The sequence below is a fragment of the Mesorhizobium sp. M0514 genome (genome assembly GCF_040321145.1).
Lineage (GTDB): Bacteria > Pseudomonadota > Alphaproteobacteria > Rhizobiales > Rhizobiaceae > Mesorhizobium.
The window spans coordinates 1-15,842 of sequence record NZ_JAMYQZ010000043.1 but is presented as its reverse complement, the minus strand read 5'-3'; the positions used below and the strand labels follow the sequence as shown (position 1 = coordinate 15,842).

Annotated in this window: 18 protein-coding genes; 15 read left to right on the top strand and 3 right to left on the bottom strand. The window is 63.5% G+C overall.

Features of this window, described 5'->3' with window-relative positions; genetic code table 11:
* Nucleotides 1-18 precede the first annotated feature (18 nt).
* The 3 genes from dapA to NKI61_RS18525 all read left to right on the top strand — a co-directional run bounded on the left by dapA (nt 19) and on the right by NKI61_RS18525 (nt 2,185).
* Complete coding sequence (dapA, locus tag NKI61_RS18535; RefSeq protein ID WP_023727558.1) at nt 19-900, top strand: 4-hydroxy-tetrahydrodipicolinate synthase; 882 nt, start codon at nt 19-21, stop codon at nt 898-900.
* A gap of 25 nt (nt 901-925) precedes the next feature.
* Nucleotides 926-1,405: an SsrA-binding protein SmpB gene (smpB, locus tag NKI61_RS18530; protein WP_023687280.1), complete on the top strand. Its 480-nt coding sequence runs from the start codon at nt 926-928 to the stop codon at nt 1,403-1,405.
* A 72-nt stretch (nt 1,406-1,477) separates the two neighbouring features.
* Entirely contained in the window at nt 1,478-2,185 is a 708-nt protein-coding gene (locus NKI61_RS18525) for a glycoside hydrolase family 25 protein (RefSeq protein WP_352840238.1), read from the top strand.
* A 268-nt stretch (nt 2,186-2,453) separates the two neighbouring features.
* Here NKI61_RS18525 and NKI61_RS18520 read toward each other — a convergent pair whose 3' ends face one another.
* Nucleotides 2,454-3,119, bottom strand: a complete 666-nt coding sequence (locus NKI61_RS18520) for a uracil-DNA glycosylase (protein WP_023822745.1) — start codon at nt 3,117-3,119, stop codon at nt 2,454-2,456.
* On the bottom strand, nt 3,116-3,697 hold the full coding sequence (locus NKI61_RS18515) for a LabA-like NYN domain-containing protein (RefSeq protein WP_023670234.1): 582 nt from the start codon (nt 3,695-3,697) through the stop codon (nt 3,116-3,118). The genes NKI61_RS18520 and NKI61_RS18515 overlap by 4 nt, the downstream gene beginning before the upstream one ends.
* 332 nt (nt 3,698-4,029) lie before the next feature.
* On the opposite strand from NKI61_RS18515, the gene rpoZ reads away from it, so the two are divergent.
* The 11 genes from rpoZ to recO all read left to right on the top strand — a co-directional run bounded on the left by rpoZ (nt 4,030) and on the right by recO (nt 13,443).
* Nucleotides 4,030-4,431 carry a DNA-directed RNA polymerase subunit omega gene (gene rpoZ / locus NKI61_RS18510; RefSeq protein ID WP_023670235.1) on the top strand — a complete coding sequence of 134 codons (402 nt, stop codon included), beginning with the start codon at nt 4,030-4,032 and terminating at the stop codon, nt 4,429-4,431.
* 127 nt (nt 4,432-4,558) lie between these two features.
* Nucleotides 4,559-6,790, top strand: a complete 2,232-nt coding sequence (locus tag NKI61_RS18505) for a RelA/SpoT family protein (protein WP_023670236.1) — start codon at nt 4,559-4,561, stop codon at nt 6,788-6,790.
* An 87-nt stretch (nt 6,791-6,877) separates the two neighbouring features.
* Nucleotides 6,878-7,456 carry an orotate phosphoribosyltransferase gene (pyrE, locus tag NKI61_RS18500; protein WP_023670237.1) on the top strand — a complete coding sequence of 193 codons (579 nt, stop codon included), beginning with the start codon at nt 6,878-6,880 and terminating at the stop codon, nt 7,454-7,456.
* An 11-nt stretch (nt 7,457-7,467) separates the two neighbouring features.
* Nucleotides 7,468-7,848 carry a VOC family protein gene (locus NKI61_RS18495; RefSeq protein WP_023705397.1) on the top strand — a complete coding sequence of 127 codons (381 nt, stop codon included), beginning with the start codon at nt 7,468-7,470 and terminating at the stop codon, nt 7,846-7,848.
* A 289-nt stretch (nt 7,849-8,137) separates the two neighbouring features.
* Nucleotides 8,138-8,722 (top strand): DUF2062 domain-containing protein, encoded by a 585-nt coding sequence (locus NKI61_RS18490; RefSeq protein ID WP_023670239.1) that lies wholly within the window; start codon nt 8,138-8,140, stop codon nt 8,720-8,722.
* Nucleotides 8,719-9,132, top strand: a complete 414-nt coding sequence (gene acpS / locus NKI61_RS18485; protein ID WP_023670240.1) for a holo-ACP synthase — start codon at nt 8,719-8,721, stop codon at nt 9,130-9,132. Before NKI61_RS18490 ends, acpS begins: the two co-directional genes overlap by 4 nt.
* A 90-nt stretch (nt 9,133-9,222) precedes the next feature.
* The gene (gene lepB / locus NKI61_RS18480; protein WP_023670241.1) at nt 9,223-9,972 is read left to right on the top strand and encodes a signal peptidase I; all 750 of its coding nucleotides are present in this window, start codon (nt 9,223-9,225) and stop codon (nt 9,970-9,972) included.
* Nucleotides 9,972-10,688 (top strand): ribonuclease III, encoded by a 717-nt coding sequence (gene rnc / locus NKI61_RS18475; protein ID WP_023670242.1) that lies wholly within the window; start codon nt 9,972-9,974, stop codon nt 10,686-10,688. Before lepB ends, rnc begins: the two co-directional genes overlap by 1 nt.
* Nucleotides 10,685-11,611: a GTPase Era gene (gene era / locus NKI61_RS18470; RefSeq protein ID WP_023670243.1), complete on the top strand. Its 927-nt coding sequence runs from the start codon at nt 10,685-10,687 to the stop codon at nt 11,609-11,611. The genes rnc and era overlap by 4 nt, the downstream gene beginning before the upstream one ends.
* Nucleotides 11,612-11,655: 44 nt before the next feature.
* Nucleotides 11,656-12,549, top strand: a complete 894-nt coding sequence (locus tag NKI61_RS18465) for an aminoglycoside phosphotransferase family protein (protein ID WP_352840237.1) — start codon at nt 11,656-11,658, stop codon at nt 12,547-12,549.
* 102 nt (nt 12,550-12,651) lie between these two features.
* Nucleotides 12,652-13,443 (top strand): DNA repair protein RecO, encoded by a 792-nt coding sequence (gene recO, locus NKI61_RS18460; RefSeq protein WP_352538513.1) that lies wholly within the window; start codon nt 12,652-12,654, stop codon nt 13,441-13,443.
* A 101-nt stretch (nt 13,444-13,544) separates the two neighbouring features.
* On the opposite strand, the gene NKI61_RS18455 is transcribed toward recO, so the two are convergent.
* On the bottom strand, nt 13,545-14,009 hold the full coding sequence (locus tag NKI61_RS18455) for an NUDIX hydrolase (protein WP_352840236.1): 465 nt from the start codon (nt 14,007-14,009) through the stop codon (nt 13,545-13,547).
* 246 nt (nt 14,010-14,255) lie between these two features.
* Here NKI61_RS18455 and NKI61_RS18450 point away from each other — a divergent pair.
* The coding region (locus tag NKI61_RS18450; protein ID WP_352840235.1) for a DUF2339 domain-containing protein at nt 14,256-15,842 on the top strand (1,587 nt) is incomplete at its 3' end.

The window sequence follows — 15,842 nt, the reverse complement described above, 5'->3', positions numbered from 1 at the left end:
TCCAAGGAGTTGGACGACATGCTGAGAGGCTCGCTTACTGCGCTCGTGACGCCGTTCGAAAAGAGCGGACGTTTCGACGAGAAAGCCTTTCGCGCCTTCGTCGAATGGCAACTTGGCGAGGGCACGACGGGCCTCGTCCCGGTCGGCACCACCGGAGAGTCGCCGACGCTGTCGCATGACGAGCATCGCCATGTCGTCAAGGTCTGCATCGATGTGGCCAAGGGCCGCGCTCCGGTCGTCGCCGGCGCCGGCTCCAACAACACCGCTGAAGCGGTCGGTCTGGTGCAGTACGCCGAGCAGGCGGGCGCCGACGCCGCTCTGGTCGTCACGCCTTATTACAACAAGCCAACACAGCGCGGCTTGTACGAGCATTTCGCTGCCGTCGCCAGGGCGACCAAGCTGCCGATCATCATTTACAACATCCCGCCGCGCTCGGTGATCGACATGATGCCGGAGACGATGGGCAGGCTGGCGCACGACTTCAAGAACATCGTCGGCGTCAAGGATGCCACCGGCAAGGTCGAGCGCGTGTCCGAACAGCGCGCCACCTGCGGCAAGGAGTTCATCCAGCTTTCAGGTGAGGATGCCTCTGCCCTCGGCTTCAACGCTCATGGCGGTGTCGGCTGCATCTCGGTGACGTCGAATGTCGCGCCGCGGCTGTGCGCCGAATTCCAGGAAGCCACACTGTCCGGTGACAGCGCCAAGGCGCTGGAATTGCAGGACCGTCTGCTGCCGCTGCACAAGGCCATCTTCCTTGAGCCCGGCCTGTGCGGCGTCAAATACGCGCTGTCGAAGATTGGCAAGGTCGAGAACGTGGTGCGCTCGCCGCTGGTGACCATCGAGGCGTCGACCGCCGAGAAGATCGATGCGGCGATGAAGCACGCCGGCTTGATAAATTGAGGATGAGGCGCCACCTCTCCGCATCATGAACCAGGTCAGAAAAGCCGATCCAAACAACAAAACCGTTGCGGAAAACCGCAAGGCGCGGTTTTCCTATGAGGTGCTCGACACCGTCGAGGCCGGCCTGGTGCTGACCGGCACCGAGGTCAAGTCGCTGCGCCAAGGCCAGGCCAACATCCAGGACAGCTACGCCTCGGTCGAGGGTGGCGAGATCTGGCTGATCAATTCCTATCTGCCGGAATACCTGCAGGCCAACCGCTTCAACCACGAGCCCAGGCGGCGTCGCAAGCTGCTGCTCAACAAGCGCGAGATGGCAAAACTGGCGCAGAGCATCGACCGCGAAGGCATGACGCTGGTGCCGCTGAAAATCTACTTCAACGACCAGGGCCGTGCCAAGCTGCTGCTCGCCGTCGGCCGCGGCAAGAAACTGCACGACAAGCGCGAGAGCGAAAAGCAGCGCGACTGGTCGCGCGAAAAGGGCCGGCTCATGAAGGAACGGGGCTAAGAACCTCGAGCCACAGCCCCAGAAAAGCCACATCGGCTTTCAAGTTTCCAGCGACATACGATGGGGAAAGGCTTGAAGAACCGGATCATTCTCTGGGGTGCGGCCAGTCTGGTCTTCGCCGGCATCGTCGCCGCAGGTGGCATCTTCTATTTCCGGACGTTCTCGCCGGATCGTGACAGCTATCCGGTCAGGGGTATCGACGTTTCCCATCATCAGGGTGAGATCGACTGGCGGCGCGTTGCCGCCGACGATGTCGCCTTCGCGGTCATCAAGGCGACCGAGGGCGGCGACCATGTCGACGATGCCTTCGCCAAAAACCTGCGCGAGGCGCGCGCGGCCGGGCTTGCGGTCGGCGCCTATCACTTCTTCACCTTCTGCCGGCCGGGCGCCGACCAGGCGAAAAATTTCATCGCGGTGGTGCCGCACGACCAGCCGCTGCTGCCACCGGTCGTCGACATCGAATTCGGCGGCAACTGCCCGCAACGCCCGTCGCCGGAGCAGCTGAGCGCGGAACTCCAGGCCTTCCTCGGACCGGTTGAAGCTGCGTTCGGCAAGCCGGCGATCATCTACCTGACCGACGAGGCCGAGGACGCCTATGCCGGGAAAATCGACGTTCGCCCGCTCTGGCGTCGCTCGTTGCTCCTGGAGCCAGGTCGCAACGACTGGATCTACTGGCAGTACCACAATATGGGCCGCGTCGACGGGATCGAGGGCGATGTCGATCTGAATGTGCTGAAGGGCGGGCAGGAGAAGCTGGCTGAGTTGTTTGCCGCGCCTTGACCTGGCGTGCTCGACCGGCGCGAGATTGGAACCAAACATCGCGGCGCTGATCGGTCCTACCCAGCGTTCCGGCCAGTCTGCGCGCTAACGAAGGTCGGTTTCAGACCGAGCGCTTCCGGGACTTTCATGATTGTCGCAATTCCGGGTTCCCGTCGCGGCTCAAGGCTTTGGAGAGCGCCTGTCTCGTCATGCCCGCCTTTCGGCAAGCTTCGTCATCCGCGCCCGGGCAAGCCAAGCGCAAGATCGTGCTGGCGGGGTTCTGAAGGCGTTAATTGCGCAGGAAGGCGGCGATGTCGCTGAATACCTTGACAAACATGGGTTCGGTCAAAACACCGGTGTTGGTGTTGTAGCGCGAGCAGTGATAGCTGGAAAACAGCGTAACGCCGCCGGCCGGCAACTGACCGCCGTGCTTGAACGGATAGGCAGCGACGCGCTGACCCAGCGCCCTGACGGTCGACTGGTGGGCGATCGAGCCCAGCGCCAGCACGGCGCGCAATTTTGGAAAGCGCGCGATCGTCGGCACCAGAAAGCTGCGGCAAGTGGCGATCTCGGCGCCGACCGGCTTGTTCTCCGGCGGCACGCAGCGCACCGCATTGGTGATCGCGGTGCCGATCAGTTCGAGCCCGTCATCCGGCCGCGCCTTGAACTCGCCGCGGGCAAGACCGTGAGCGATCATCGTTGAGTAGAGCAGGTCGCCGGCATAGTCGCCGGTGAACGGTCGCCCGGTGCGGTTGGCGCCGCGCAGGCCGGGCGCCAGCCCGACGATCAGCAGCTCGACGGCGTCCTCGCCATCAGGCGGCAGGAAAGTCGGCACCGGCGCATTGAACCACGACGGCTCGCGCTGCCGCCAGTCTGCGATGAAATCATGCAGGCGCGGGCAGAGCGGGCAGTCGCGGTCGGGTTCGGGAGCGGCGTCCAAGGCCGCCGCCGTCAATAGTCTTCCTCTTCGACTTCGGCCGGCTCGGGCCTGCGCACCGGCCGTTCGGAGGGATCGCGGCCGACCTCGTTCTTCAGCGAGGTCAAATCGATGAAATGGTCGGCCTGGCGGCGCAGATCGTCCGAGATCATCGGTGGTTGCGAGGCCATGGTGGAGACGATCGAGACCTTGCGGCCGCGCCGCTGCAGCGCTTCGACCAGTGTGCGGAAATCGCCGTCGCCGGAGAAGATGACATAGTGGTCGACGACATCGGCAAGTTCGAGCGCATCGACGGTCAGTTCGATGTCCATATTGCCCTTGATCTTGCGGCGGCCGGTCGAGTCGGTGAACTCCTTGGCCGGCTTGGTCACCACCTTGAAGCCATTATAGTCGAGCCAGTCGATCAGGGGACGGATCGAAGAGTATTCCTGATCCTCGACCAGAGCGGTGTAGTAATAGGCCCGCAGCAAATAGCCGCGCTTCTGGAAGCTGGACAGCAGTTTGCGGTAGTCTATGTCGAAGCCGAGTGCGCGCGAGGTGGCGTAGAGATTGGCGCCGTCTATGAAAAGAGCGATTTTTTCACGGGGGTCGAACATGGCAATATTCCTTTTTCGAAATAGGTGGCGGACTAATCGAAATGGGTCGTTTATATCGCTCGGCTCGTAAATAAACCGGCTGACCTTTCGTCAACCGAGATAGCGCCAGTTTTACGGCAATCCAAGGGTGCCGGGGCGCACTGCAAGCAATTGTGATCGGAGCCGTGTCGTCGCCCGGTAGGCGGGCTTCGCCGGCAAGGCATTCAGCGGCGCCAGAAGCTGGCATTCGCCAGCCCATGGGGCCACAGAGCCATAATGCTTGTATTTTGGCGGCGTTCGGGTTATGGACCGCGCCTGTTTTCCATCAAATCCAGGCATGAAAGGGGCAATCAATGGCCCGCGTAACCGTTGAAGACTGCATCGACAAGGTCGACAACCGCTTCGAGCTCGTGCTGCTTGCCGGCCATCGCGCCCGCCAGATCAGCCAGGGCGCGCCGATCACCGTGCCGCGCGACAACGACAAGAACCCGGTCGTGGCGCTGCGCGAGATCGCCGACGAGACGCTGTCGCCCGACGACCTCAAGGAAGATCTGATCCACTCGCTGCAGAAGCATGTCGAGGTTGACGAGCCCGAGGCCGACGGCGAGGCGATCGCCGACCAGACCGGCAACGCAGTTGCAGCTACCGACGCCGACGACGCGGAAGAAAACGTCACCTTCGATCGCATGACCGAGGAAGACCTTTTGGCCGGCATCGAGGGCCTGGTTCCCCCGGAAAAGAGCGACGACTACTAATCGCTGCCCTGGACCTGCCGGGAATATGGTTCCGGCACTTCCGTCCCGTGAGTTTCGTGGCTATCTATGAGATGCGCCGTACATCAGTGCGGCGCATCAATCATTTCAGCACCGTGAGAACCCGCCCATGATGCGTCAGTATGAGCTTGTCGAGCGCGTCGCGCGCTACAAGCCTGACGTCAACGAGGCGCTGCTCAACAAGGCCTATGTCTACGCCATGCAGAAGCATGGCCACCAGAAGCGCGCTTCCGGCGATCCCTATTTCTCGCATCCGCTCGAAGTCGCCGCCATCCTCACCGAAATGCACATGGACGAGGCGACGATCGCCGTCGCCTTGCTGCATGACACGATCGAGGACACCACCGCGACGCGGGCCGAGATCGACGATCTGTTCGGCCCCGAAATGGGCAAGCTGGTCGAAGGCCTGACCAAGCTGAAGAAGCTCGATCTCGTCTCCAAGAAGGCCGAGCAGGCGGAAAACCTGCGCAAGCTGTTGCTGGCCATCTCGGAGGATGTCCGCGTTCTGCTGGTCAAGCTCGCCGACCGTTTGCACAACATGCGCACCCTCGACCACATGCCCGAGGCCAAGCGCCTGCGCATCGCCGAGGAGACGATGGACATCTACGCGCCGCTGGCCGGGCGCATGGGCATGCAAGGCATGCGCGAGGAACTGGAAGAGATCGCCTTCCGCTTCATCAATCCGGAAGCCTACCGCGCCGTCACCGCGCGGCTTGCCGAGATATTCGAGCGCAACAAGGGTGTGCTGACCGACATCGAAAAGGCGCTGTCGGCGCTGTTCGAGAAGCATGCCATCAATGCCGGGGTGAAGAGCCGGCAGAAGAAGCCGTGGTCGGTGTTCCGCAAGATGGAGGCCAAGGCGCTGTCCTTCGAGCAGCTCTCGGACATTTTCGGCTTCCGCGTCGTCGTCGACAGCGTCGAAGACTGTTACCGCGCGCTCGGCGCCATCCACACCACATGGTCGATGGTGCCTGGCCGCTTCAAGGATTACATTTCTACGCCCAAGCAGAACGACTACCGTTCGATCCACACCACCATTGTCGGCCCGTCGCGCCAGCGCGTCGAACTGCAGATCCGCACCCGCGAGATGAACAAGATCGCCGAATATGGCGTCGCCGCCCATTCGATCTACAAGGACACCGGCGGCAAGACGAACGGCGCCGCCCATGCGATCTCGAAGGAGACCAACGCCTATGCCTGGCTTCGGCGCACCATCGAGCAACTGGCAGAAGGCGACAACCCGGAAGACTTCCTCGAAAATACCAAGCTGGAGCTGTTCCAGGACCAGGTATTCTGCTTCACGCCGAAAGGCATGCTGATTGCGCTGCCGCGCGGCGCCACGCCCATCGACTTCGCCTATGCCGTGCACACCGATGTCGGCGACACCTGCGTCGGTGCCAAGGTCAACGGCCGCATCATGCCGCTAATGACGGAACTGAAGAACGGCGACGAGGTCGAGATCATCCGCTCCAAGGCGCAAGTGCCGCCGGCGGCGTGGGAGTCGGTGGTGGTCACCGGCAAGGCGCGCTCAGCCATCCGCCGCGCCACCAAGAACGCCATTCGCAAGCAATATTCAGGTCTTGGTGCCCGCATTCTCGAGCGCGCCTTCGAACGCGCCGGCAAGACCTTCACCAAGGAAAGCCTGAAGCCGGTGCTGCACCGGCTGGCGCGCAAGGACATCGAGGATGTGCTGGCCTCGGTCGGGCGCGGCGAACTTGCCTCGACCGACGTCATGAAGGCCGTCTTCCCAGACTACAAGGACGAGCGCGTCACCGTCAGCGCCCCCAAGCAGCGCGAGGAGGGCTGGTCGAAGATCCGCAACGCCGCCGGCATGCTGTTCCAGATGCCCGGCACCCGAGCCGCGCGCAAGGACAAGGACCAGCCGCGCGATGGCGCGGTGCCGATCCGCGGCGTGCGCGGCGACCTGCCGGTGCGTTTCGCGCCGGAAGGGGCCGTGCCAGGCGACCGCATCGTCGGCATTGTCCAGCCGGGCACCGGCATCACCATCTATCCCATCCAGTCGCCGGCGCTGCAGGCCTTCGACGACCAGCCGGAGCGCTGGATCGACGTGCGCTGGGACATTGACGAGCAGACCAAGGAGCGCTTTCCGGCGCGCGTCTCGGTCACCGCCATCAACGCGCCGGGCTCGCTCGCCGACATCGCCCAGGTCGTTGCCTCCAACGACGCCAACATTCATACGCTGTCGATGGTGCGCACCGCGCCCGACTTCACCGAAATGCTGATCGATCTCGAAGTCTGGGATCTGAAGCACCTCAACCGGCTGCTGTCGCAGCTCAAGGATAATTCGAGCGTCAGCGATGCGCGGCGTGTGAATGGGTGAATAGTGAATAGTGAATAGTGAAAGAAGGCGTTCTCACTACCATTCACCATTCACCATTCACCATTCACCATGGACATGGGGCGAGTTATGAATACCGACGAAGTTCTGGGCATTTTCCGCGAGGCAGGCGCTGTTCTGGAGGGACATTTCATCCTGACGTCGGGTCTGCGCAGCCCGGTCTTCCTGCAGAAGGCGCGCGTCTTCATGCATGCCGACAAGACCGAGCGGCTTTGCAAGGCGCTGGCCGAAAAGATCCGCAAGGCGGTGCCGGGCAAGGTCGACTACGTCGTCGGCCCGGCGATCGGCGGCCTGATCCCGGCCTATGAGACGTCGCGCCATCTCGGTGTGCCAGCAATCTGGGTGGAGCGCGAAGGCGGCGAGTTCAGGCTGCGCCGCTTTGAGATCGCGCCGGGATCGCGCGTCGTCATCGTCGAGGACATCGTCACCACTGGTCTTTCGATCCGCGAAACCATCGACTGCCTGCGCGCGATTGGCGCCGAGGTCGTGGCGGCGGCCTGCATCATCGACCGCTCGGCCGGCAAGACCAATGTCGGCGTGCCGCTGATCGCGCTTGCCGAATATGAGGTGCCGGCCTATCCCGCCGACCGCCTGCCGCCGGAACTTGCCGCCATCCCGGCGATCAAGCCGGGTAGCCGCAACATTTAGGGGACATCACCATGATCGCCGGCATCGATCATTTCGTGCTGACGGTCCGCTCGCTGGAGGACAGCTGCGCCTTCTACCAGCGGGTGCTTGGCCTCAAGCGCCTCGACGAGCCGAACCGGCCGACGGCGTTGCTGTTCGGATCGCAGAAGATCAATCTGCATCAGGCAACGCACACTTTTGAACCGAAAGCCAAGACGCCGATGCCTGGGTCCGGCGATTTCTGCCTGATCGCCGCAAGGCCGCTTGCCGAGATTTGCGCCAGTCTGGAAGCCAACGGCGTTGCCATCGAAGTCGGCCCGGTCGAGCGCACCGGCGCCCGCGGTAAGATGATGTCGGTCTATTTCCGCGATCCGGACAGCAATTTGGTCGAAGTCAGCGAATATCGGGAATAGTCTATCCGCCTCGGCGTCGTCTTCGCGCGGACATTGCCGTCGTCAGGGAGCTTTCATCGATATTGTCCTCAGTTTCGCCCCAATGGCGCTCTTGTTACCCGCCTGCGGCAGACCATCGTTACCCGCCTGCGGCAGACCATCGCGGCGGCGTTTCATTGTTCCGCCGCAAGGCAGTCGCTATATCAAAGTCGTTGTTGCCTTTCTGCGCCCTCGAAGCGCAAGATGGAGCGACCGCGCCCGGCCAGGGATGATTGCAATTTGGGCGTGATGAACCGGGAACTGGAACAGAGTGCTTTTTCGACGCCGAAAGCCTGATGGCATTCTGGAGCGGGTGCGTACCTATCTGTGGCCGCGCCGCTCGTTTTCGCGCTCGTTGCAATATTTCTCCAAGCGCATCCTGCGGCTGAAGGCGACACCGCATGCGGTCGCGGCCGGCGTCGCGGCCGGCGTTTTCGCCTCCTTCTTTCCGCTCGGCTTCCATTTCGCCGTCGCCGCCGTGCTCTGCTGGGTGGTCGCCGGCAATCTGGTGGCCGCCGCCCTCGGCGCGGTATTCTTCGGCAATCCGCTGACTTTCCCGCTGCTGTGGGGAGCGTCCTGGGAAGTCGGCAAGCTGATCCTGCATGAGCGCCTGCCCAAGAACGGACCGCCTGCGCATCTTGGTGAGATGATGCACACGCTGTCGTTTGCAAAGCTGTGGCACCCGGTGCTCGAGCCGATGCTGATCGGCGCTGTGCCGCTCGGCCTGATCTTCGGGCTGATCTTCTACGGCATTACCCGCTGGGGGATGACAGCCTTTCGCGAGCAGCGCAGGAAGCGCATGGCAGAGCGGGCGCATAAGGCCGGGCACCGCGGACGGGAAGTTCCGGCGGAATGATCATCGGCATCGGCAGCGACCTGATCGACATCAGACGCATCGAAAAGTCGCTGGAACGGCATGGTCAGCGCTTCATCCAGCGCATCTACACCGAGGTCGAACAGGTCCGCTCCGAAGGCCGCAAGGGCCGCGCCGCCTCCTATGCCAAGCGCTTCGCCGCCAAGGAGGCCTGCGCCAAGGCGCTTGGCACCGGCCTGGCGCAGGGCGTGTTCTGGCGCGACATGGGGGTCGCCAACCTGCCCAGCGGCGCGCCGACCATGGCGCTGACCGGGGGAGCGGCGGCACGGCTGGCCAAAATCCTGCCACAGGGGCACAGAGCGGCGATCCACCTCACAATCACCGATGATTTCCCGCTTGCTCAAGCCTTTGTGATCATCGAGGCGTTGCCCGCCGAACAAGCGCCACATTGATTGCATCAGACGACCGCTATCTAACGCCGACTTGACGTTGCCCAGCGCGCGCCGAGACTCTATACCATCCAACGCACAATCGAGGACGACATGAGCGTGGCTGAAAAATCCGAGAAGAAATCCGGCGGGCTTGGCGAAATCGTCAGCGTCATCATCCAGGCTTTGCTGCTGGCCATGGTCATCCGCACCTTGCTGTTCCAGCCCTTCTCGATCCCGTCCGGCTCTATGCGGCCGACCTTGCTCGAAGGCGACTATCTGTTCGTCACCAAATGGTCCTATGGCTTCTCGCGTTATTCGCTGCCATTCGGCCCCGACATCTTTTCCGGCCGCATCTGGGGTTCCGATCCGAAGCGCGGCGACGTGGTGGTCTTCAAGTTCCCGCCGGATCCGTCGCTCGACTACATCAAGCGCGTCGTCGGCCTGCCCGGCGACAAGATCCAGATGAAGGACGGCCAATTGTTCATCAACGGCCAGGGCGTGCCTCGTGTGAAAACCGGCCAGATCCAAAATCCTGATATCACGGAAGTGCCTGAGCCGGTCGACGTCTATCGCGAGACCCTGCCCAACGGCGTCAGCTACGACACGCTCGACCTGACACCGAATTCGATCACCGACAACACCCGCGAGTTCGTCGTGCCCCCCGGCAACTATTTCATGATGGGCGACAACCGCGACAACTCCTCCGACAGCCGCCTCAGCGTCGGCTACGTGCCGGCGGAGAACCTTGTCGGCCGCGCCAACATCGTCTTCTTCTCGATCGCCGGGAAGGCGAGCCCGCTCGAGATCTGGAAATGGCCGTCGCTGGTGCGCCTGTCGCGCCTGTTCCATTTCGTGAATTGATGGCTTTGAAGCGCCCGACGGGTGAAACTCTGGCCGATTTGGTGACAGCCAAAACCGGCCATTCCTTCCGGGATGTCCGTTTGCTCGAGACCGCGCTGACCCATTCCAGTGCGGTCAAGGCAAGCAGCAACAACCAGCGCCTCGAATTCCTTGGCGACCGCGTGCTCGGCCTGATCGTTGCCGACCTGCTTTTCGAAAAGTTTCCTGAAGCGCCGGAAGGTGAAATCGCCCCGCGCTTCAATGCCCTGGTCGATGCGCGGACATGCTCCGAGATCGGCATTGAAATGCAGCTCGAAGATCTGGTTCGGGCCGACGCTGCCTTGAAGGCGCGCTCGCGTGGCTCGGGCGGAAACTATCTGGCGGATGCGGTCGAGGCGCTGATCGCGGCGGTCTATATCGACGGCGGCCTCGATGCCGCAAGGCAATTCGTCCTGCGCTACTGGGAGCCGCGCTCGCAAAAGGTGGTGGCCAAGCCGCCCAATCCGAAATCCGACCTGCAGGAATGGCTCGCCAAGACCAGCGATGTCAGGCCCGAATACGCGATCGAGAAACGCGAGGGACCTGAACATCAACCGGTTTTCACGGTGTCCGTGAAGGTCGGCGGGTTTGCGCCGGCAAGCGGCACGGGCGGCTCTCGCCGCGCAGCCGAAGAAGCGGCGGCATCGGCGTTTCTTATGCGCGAGGGCATCTGGGCCAACCAAGGGAGTGCGGCATGACCGGCAGCGAAGATCTCCCTCCGGCAGCGGAGGCCACGCATTCCGGCTTCGTTGCCCTGATTGGGGCGCCCAATGCCGGCAAGTCGACGCTGGTCAACCAACTGGTCGGCGCCAAGGTGTCGATCGTCACCCACAAGGTGCAGACCACCCGCGCCATCGTGCGCGGCATCGCCACGCATGACAACGCGCAGATCGTCTTTGTCGATACGCCCGGCATCTTCAAGCCGAAGCGCCGGCTCGACACCGCGATGGTGACCACCGCCTGGGGTGGCGCCAAGGACGCCGATATCGTGCTGCTGCTGATCGATGCCGAGCGCGGCATCAGGGGTGACGCCGACGCCATCCTCGAGCGGCTGAAGGACGTCCGCCAGCCGATGGTGCTGATCCTCAACAAGGTCGACCGGGTCAAGCACGAGGCGCTGCTGGCCCTGGCTGCGGCAGCAAACGAAAAGGTGCCGTTCAAGCGCACCTTCATGGTCTCGGCGCTGACCGGCTCCGGCTGCAAGGATTTGCTCGACTATCTCGCGCAAGCTCTGCCGGTCGGCCCCTGGTACTATCCGGAAGACCAGATCTCGGACCTGCCGATGCGCCAGCTGGCCGCCGAGATCACCCGCGAGAAGCTGTATCTGCGGCTGCATCAGGAGTTGCCCTATTCCTCGCATATCGAGACCGAGAAATGGGAAGAGAAACCGGACGGCTCGGTGCGCATCGACCAGACCATCTATGTCGAGCGCGACAGCCAGAAGAAGATCGTGCTCGGCCACAAGGGCGAGACCATCCGTGCCATCGGCCAGTCGGCGCGCATGGAAATAGCTGGCATTCTCGAGCAGAAAGTGCACCTGTTCTTGTTCGTCAAAGTGCGTGAAAACTGGGGCGACGACCCCGAGCGCTACCGCGAGATGGGGCTTGAGTTTCCCCATTGAGCTTCATCGTCTGGAAATGCCGCCCGGCAGTTTGAGACGATGACATGCCTGATCCAAAACCGACCATCCATACCGATCTCGTGCGCCGGCTGGTCAACGCGCAGTTTCCGCAATGGCGGCATCTGCCGGTGAGCCCGGTGGCGTTTGGCGGTTGGGACAACCGAACCTTCCACCTCGGCAATGATATGACTCTGCGGCTGCCGAGTGCCGCACCATATGCCTTGCAGGTCGAAAAAGAGCACCGCTGGGTGCCCACGCTGGCGCCGCTTCTGCCGCTGCCGATCCCGGTTCCACTGGCGATGGGCGAGCCTGGGGAGGACTACCCCTGGCAATGGTCCGTCTACCGCTGGATCGACGGCGAAACAGCCAAGACCGCCGAAATCGCCGATCGCCGACAGTTCGCGGTCGATCTGGCCAAGTTCCTCATTGCGCTCCGGCGGATCGATCCGGCGGGCGGGCCGCCCGCGGGCCAGCACAATTTCTTCCGCGGCGGATCGCTGAGCGTGTATGACAACCAGACAAGGGAAGCACTCCAGGCGCTGGAGGGGCAGATCGACACCCAGGCGGCCACCGCTGTCTGGGATGCGGCCCTTGCCGCCACCTGGCAAGGGTCGCCCGTCTGGTTTCACGGCGACGTCGCCTGGGGCAACCTTCTGGTCCAAAACGGCCGTTTGAGCGCCATCATCGACTTCGGCACCTCAGGCATCGGCGATCCTTCTTGCGACCTGGCGATCGCCTGGACATTCTTCCAGGGCGAGAGCCGGGAGGCATTCCGGGCTGCCATCGACGTCGATGAAGCGACCTGGGCGCGCGGCCGCGGCTGGACGCTGTGGAAAGCGCTGATCACCGTTGCCGGACACGACGCCAACCAGGCCGAGGCGGAACGATCGCGCCGCGTCATCGACGACGTCCTGGCCGATCACCGGAAATTCGCATGATCAGAGCCTTTCGACGATGTGTGGGGATCCAATGTCAGCACAGATCGCACGCGGCGCGCCAAAACCTTGATTTAGCCACGCAACCGGTGACAAGCTCCTGCCATGGAATGGCGCGACGAGGGAATCATACTCGGCACCCGCAAGCATGGCGAAACCAGCGCCATTCTCGAGGTAATGACGCGTGCGCATGGCCGCCATCTCGGCCTGGTGCGCGGCGGGCGCTCGCGCAAGCAGCAGCCGGTGCTGCAGCCCGGCAACCGCGTCGACCTTTTGTGGCGGGCACGCCTCGACGAGCATCTCGGCACCTTCCAGGCCGAGGCGATCGAGATGAATGCCGCCCGGTTGATGGACAGCGCAGTCGCCGTCTACGGCCTGCAGACCATGGCCGCGCATCTCAGGCTCCTGCCGGAGCGCGACGCCCATGGCGGCCTGTATGAGACGCTTGCCGTGATGATCGCCCATCTGGACGATTCGGATGCCGCCGGCGAACTGGTGGCGCGCTTCGAACTGCTCATCCTCGACGAACTCGGCTTCGGCCTCGATCTCAGCCAGTGCGCGGCGACCGGCGCCAGGCAGGATCTGGCCTATGTCTCGCCGAAATCCGGCCGTGCGGTGTCGCGAGCCGCCGGTGCGCCGTGGCGCGACAAGATGCTGGCGCTGCCGGCCTTCCTGCAGCGCGGCTCCGGCTTGCGGGCGGACCACGCGGCACTCGAGGACGCCTTCCATCTGACCGGTTTCTTTTTCACTCGCCATGTCTACGAGCCGCGCGGCATCGAACAGCCCGATGCCCGTGCCGGCTTCCTCGCCGCCTTGCGCAAGCATCATTCGGGCGGCAAGGCCGCCCTTACGGCCGAAGCTGCGCCAGAAAGGGGAGAGAGACTCGGTGGGTGCTGACCTCCGCAACCGTCCAGGTTCACCGCAAAAGGCGGCATGCGGCAGCATTCCCTCCCCCTTGTGGGGAGGGTTAGGGTGGGGGTACTCGTAGCGCAAGAGCCTCAGCCGGCTTTGCGACGCTCCATGAAATCATCGAGGATGGCGCGCTGACCGCCGAGGATCTTGAGGCTGGCCTCGGCGAAGGAAAACCAGCCGGCCCTGTCGATTTCGGGAAATTCCCTCGTCGCGCCTGACCTTGGCGGCCATTCCATCGTGAACATGTTGCTTTTAACGGCATCGGCATCGAAATCGGCTTCGACACTCCAGGCGATGACGATCTTGCCGCCGGCTTGCCGATAGCTGCCGACAGATTCGAAATCACCATCGATGGCGACGCCGAGTTCTTCCCCGGCCTCGCGCCGGGCGGCGGCCAACTCATCTTCATTGTCCTGGACGAGGCCCTTGGGGATCGACCAAGCGCCTTCATCCTTCCTTGCCCAGAACGGGCCGCCGGGATGGACGAGCAGAAATTCGAGAATGCCGGCCCTTGTCCGGTGGATCAGCAGCCCTGCACTTCGTTTCGGCATTCGATTTCCTCACAGTTCATCCGAGGATAGCATGGCTCCTGGGCAAGTGGCGGCGGCATGCCATTCCTGGCTATCTCAGATGATGGATGAGGATAAAGACCGTAGGCCGCTGGAATTTGCCGACGAAACATGCTCGATAATTTCTTTTCGGCACCATTGCGGTGGCGTGACTTGAATAGCCGTCTGGGGTGGCCGTGTGGCCGCCGCAATTGTCAGTGAAAACTGGCCTGGTTTGGGGGAACCGCCATGTTTGAAAGCCTGATTGGCGCCGTCGTCGTTATCGTGCTTTTTGTCCTCGTCTTGCGCCAGCAGGGCCGCGTCAGTCTGATCGAGCGCGAGCTCGGGGCGCTGCGCAGCCTTGTTCTGTCCGGCGTGCATACGACACCGCCCGTTGCCAAACCGGTCGAGCAGGCTGCAAGCGCACCGGCGGATGCCGCTCACGCTAGCGCACCAGTTGCCGACATAGCTTCGCCAACAACAGCCGACGCGGCACATGCCCAGGCACCGGCCGCCGAGGCCGAAGCGGCCACCAGCGAGGCCGTGCCAGAACTGTCAGCCGCGGCCAAGGCGGCATTCACCGGATCCGCGCATGCCGCCACGGCGAAGGGAGCCCGCCAGGCCGAGGTCGAAACCGCGCTTGGCACACGATGGGCGGTCTGGGTCGGCGGCGTCGCATTGGCTTTGGGCGGCCTGTTCCTGATCCGCTACACCATCGAGGCCGGCATTTTCGGCCCCGAAGTGCGGCTGTCCCTGGCGGCGCTGCTCGGCCTGGTGCTGATCGGCGGCGGCGAGTTCATCCGCCGCACCGGCTTCAAGGTGCCGGTGCAAGGGGCTGCAGGCGCCTATATTCCGGCGATCCTGACGGCTGCCGGCGCCTTCATCCTGTTCGGTACGGTCTATGCCGCGCACGCCATTTACGGTTTCGTCGGCCCGGCCTTCGCCTTCACCGTGCTCGGCGCCATCGGCGTAGCGACGATTGTCGCCGCCCTCGTCCACGGTCAGGCCCTGGCCGGCATCGGCCTTGTCGGCTCGATGGCGACGCCGGCGCTTGTGTCCTCGCAGGCGCCCAACCCATGGGCGCTGTTCGTCTACCTGGCGATCGTGCTTGCCGCCACAGCCGTGATCGCCCGCATACGCGACTGGAAATTCCTGATCGCGGCCGCCTTCTTCGGCACCGGCGCCTGGACCATCGCCTACATGATGAGCACGCTCGTCGCCGACCTTGCCGTCATCCTGTTCATCGACGCGGTGACGCTGGCGGTGCTTGCCTTTGTTTGGCTGGGCAGTCGTGGCGGCGAAGCGGAACCTGCAAAGGCGGGCTTCGACTGGCCCTCGATCGTGCCTGGCGTTTTTGTTGCGTTTTCAGCGCTAGGCCTGTCCGTCGACACGACGCTGGTCGCCGCCGGTGGCGCCTTGCCGGGCGCCTTCGTCCTCGTCGCCCTTGTCGCCACCGCACTCTACCGGCCGCGCGCGCTGCCGCTGCTGCATGCCGCCGGCGTGGTGAGCGTGATGATCCATCTCGGCATCATTCCGCCCACCACCATCGGCTCCGACATAACCCAGGGGAATATCGGCTTTGACGGCATGCCGGTGGCGGCCGGAAATCCGTTGACGCTGCGCATCGGCATTGCCCTCGGCCTGGTTTTCATCGGCGCCGGCTTCTGGGCCGCACGCCGCTTCGCCGCCTCAGCACGGGTCCGCGCGGCATGCTGGGCGGCATGGGGCGTCGCTGCGCCGCTGCTTATTCTGCTGACGCTGTGGCTCGCCTACGGCAATCTCGACCGCGACCTTGTCTACGCAGCGATAGCTGCCCTTCTGGTCGTCGTCTTCGCC

What these genes read in the sequence shown, in the direction of transcription:
- dapA (WP_023727558.1), top strand. Translation starts at nt 19, where the DNA reads ATGCTGAGAGGCTCGCTTACTGCGCTCGTGACGCCGTTCGAAAAGAGC.
- smpB (WP_023687280.1), top strand. Translation starts at nt 926, where the DNA reads ATGAACCAGGTCAGAAAAGCCGATCCAAACAACAAAACCGTTGCGGAA.
- NKI61_RS18515 (WP_023670234.1), bottom strand. Translation starts at nt 3,697, where the DNA reads ATGTTCGACCCCCGTGAAAAAATCGCTCTTTTCATAGACGGCGCCAAT.
- rpoZ (WP_023670235.1), top strand. Translation starts at nt 4,030, where the DNA reads ATGGCCCGCGTAACCGTTGAAGACTGCATCGACAAGGTCGACAACCGC.
- NKI61_RS18505 (WP_023670236.1), top strand. Translation starts at nt 4,559, where the DNA reads ATGATGCGTCAGTATGAGCTTGTCGAGCGCGTCGCGCGCTACAAGCCT.
- pyrE (WP_023670237.1), top strand. Translation starts at nt 6,878, where the DNA reads ATGAATACCGACGAAGTTCTGGGCATTTTCCGCGAGGCAGGCGCTGTT.
- NKI61_RS18495 (WP_023705397.1), top strand. Translation starts at nt 7,468, where the DNA reads ATGATCGCCGGCATCGATCATTTCGTGCTGACGGTCCGCTCGCTGGAG.
- acpS (WP_023670240.1), top strand. Translation starts at nt 8,719, where the DNA reads ATGATCATCGGCATCGGCAGCGACCTGATCGACATCAGACGCATCGAA.
- lepB (WP_023670241.1), top strand. Translation starts at nt 9,223, where the DNA reads ATGAGCGTGGCTGAAAAATCCGAGAAGAAATCCGGCGGGCTTGGCGAA.
- rnc (WP_023670242.1), top strand. Translation starts at nt 9,972, where the DNA reads ATGGCTTTGAAGCGCCCGACGGGTGAAACTCTGGCCGATTTGGTGACA.
- era (WP_023670243.1), top strand. Translation starts at nt 10,685, where the DNA reads ATGACCGGCAGCGAAGATCTCCCTCCGGCAGCGGAGGCCACGCATTCC.
- NKI61_RS18465 (WP_352840237.1), top strand. Translation starts at nt 11,656, where the DNA reads ATGCCTGATCCAAAACCGACCATCCATACCGATCTCGTGCGCCGGCTG.
- recO (WP_352538513.1), top strand. Translation starts at nt 12,652, where the DNA reads ATGGAATGGCGCGACGAGGGAATCATACTCGGCACCCGCAAGCATGGC.
- NKI61_RS18455 (WP_352840236.1), bottom strand. Translation starts at nt 14,009, where the DNA reads ATGCCGAAACGAAGTGCAGGGCTGCTGATCCACCGGACAAGGGCCGGC.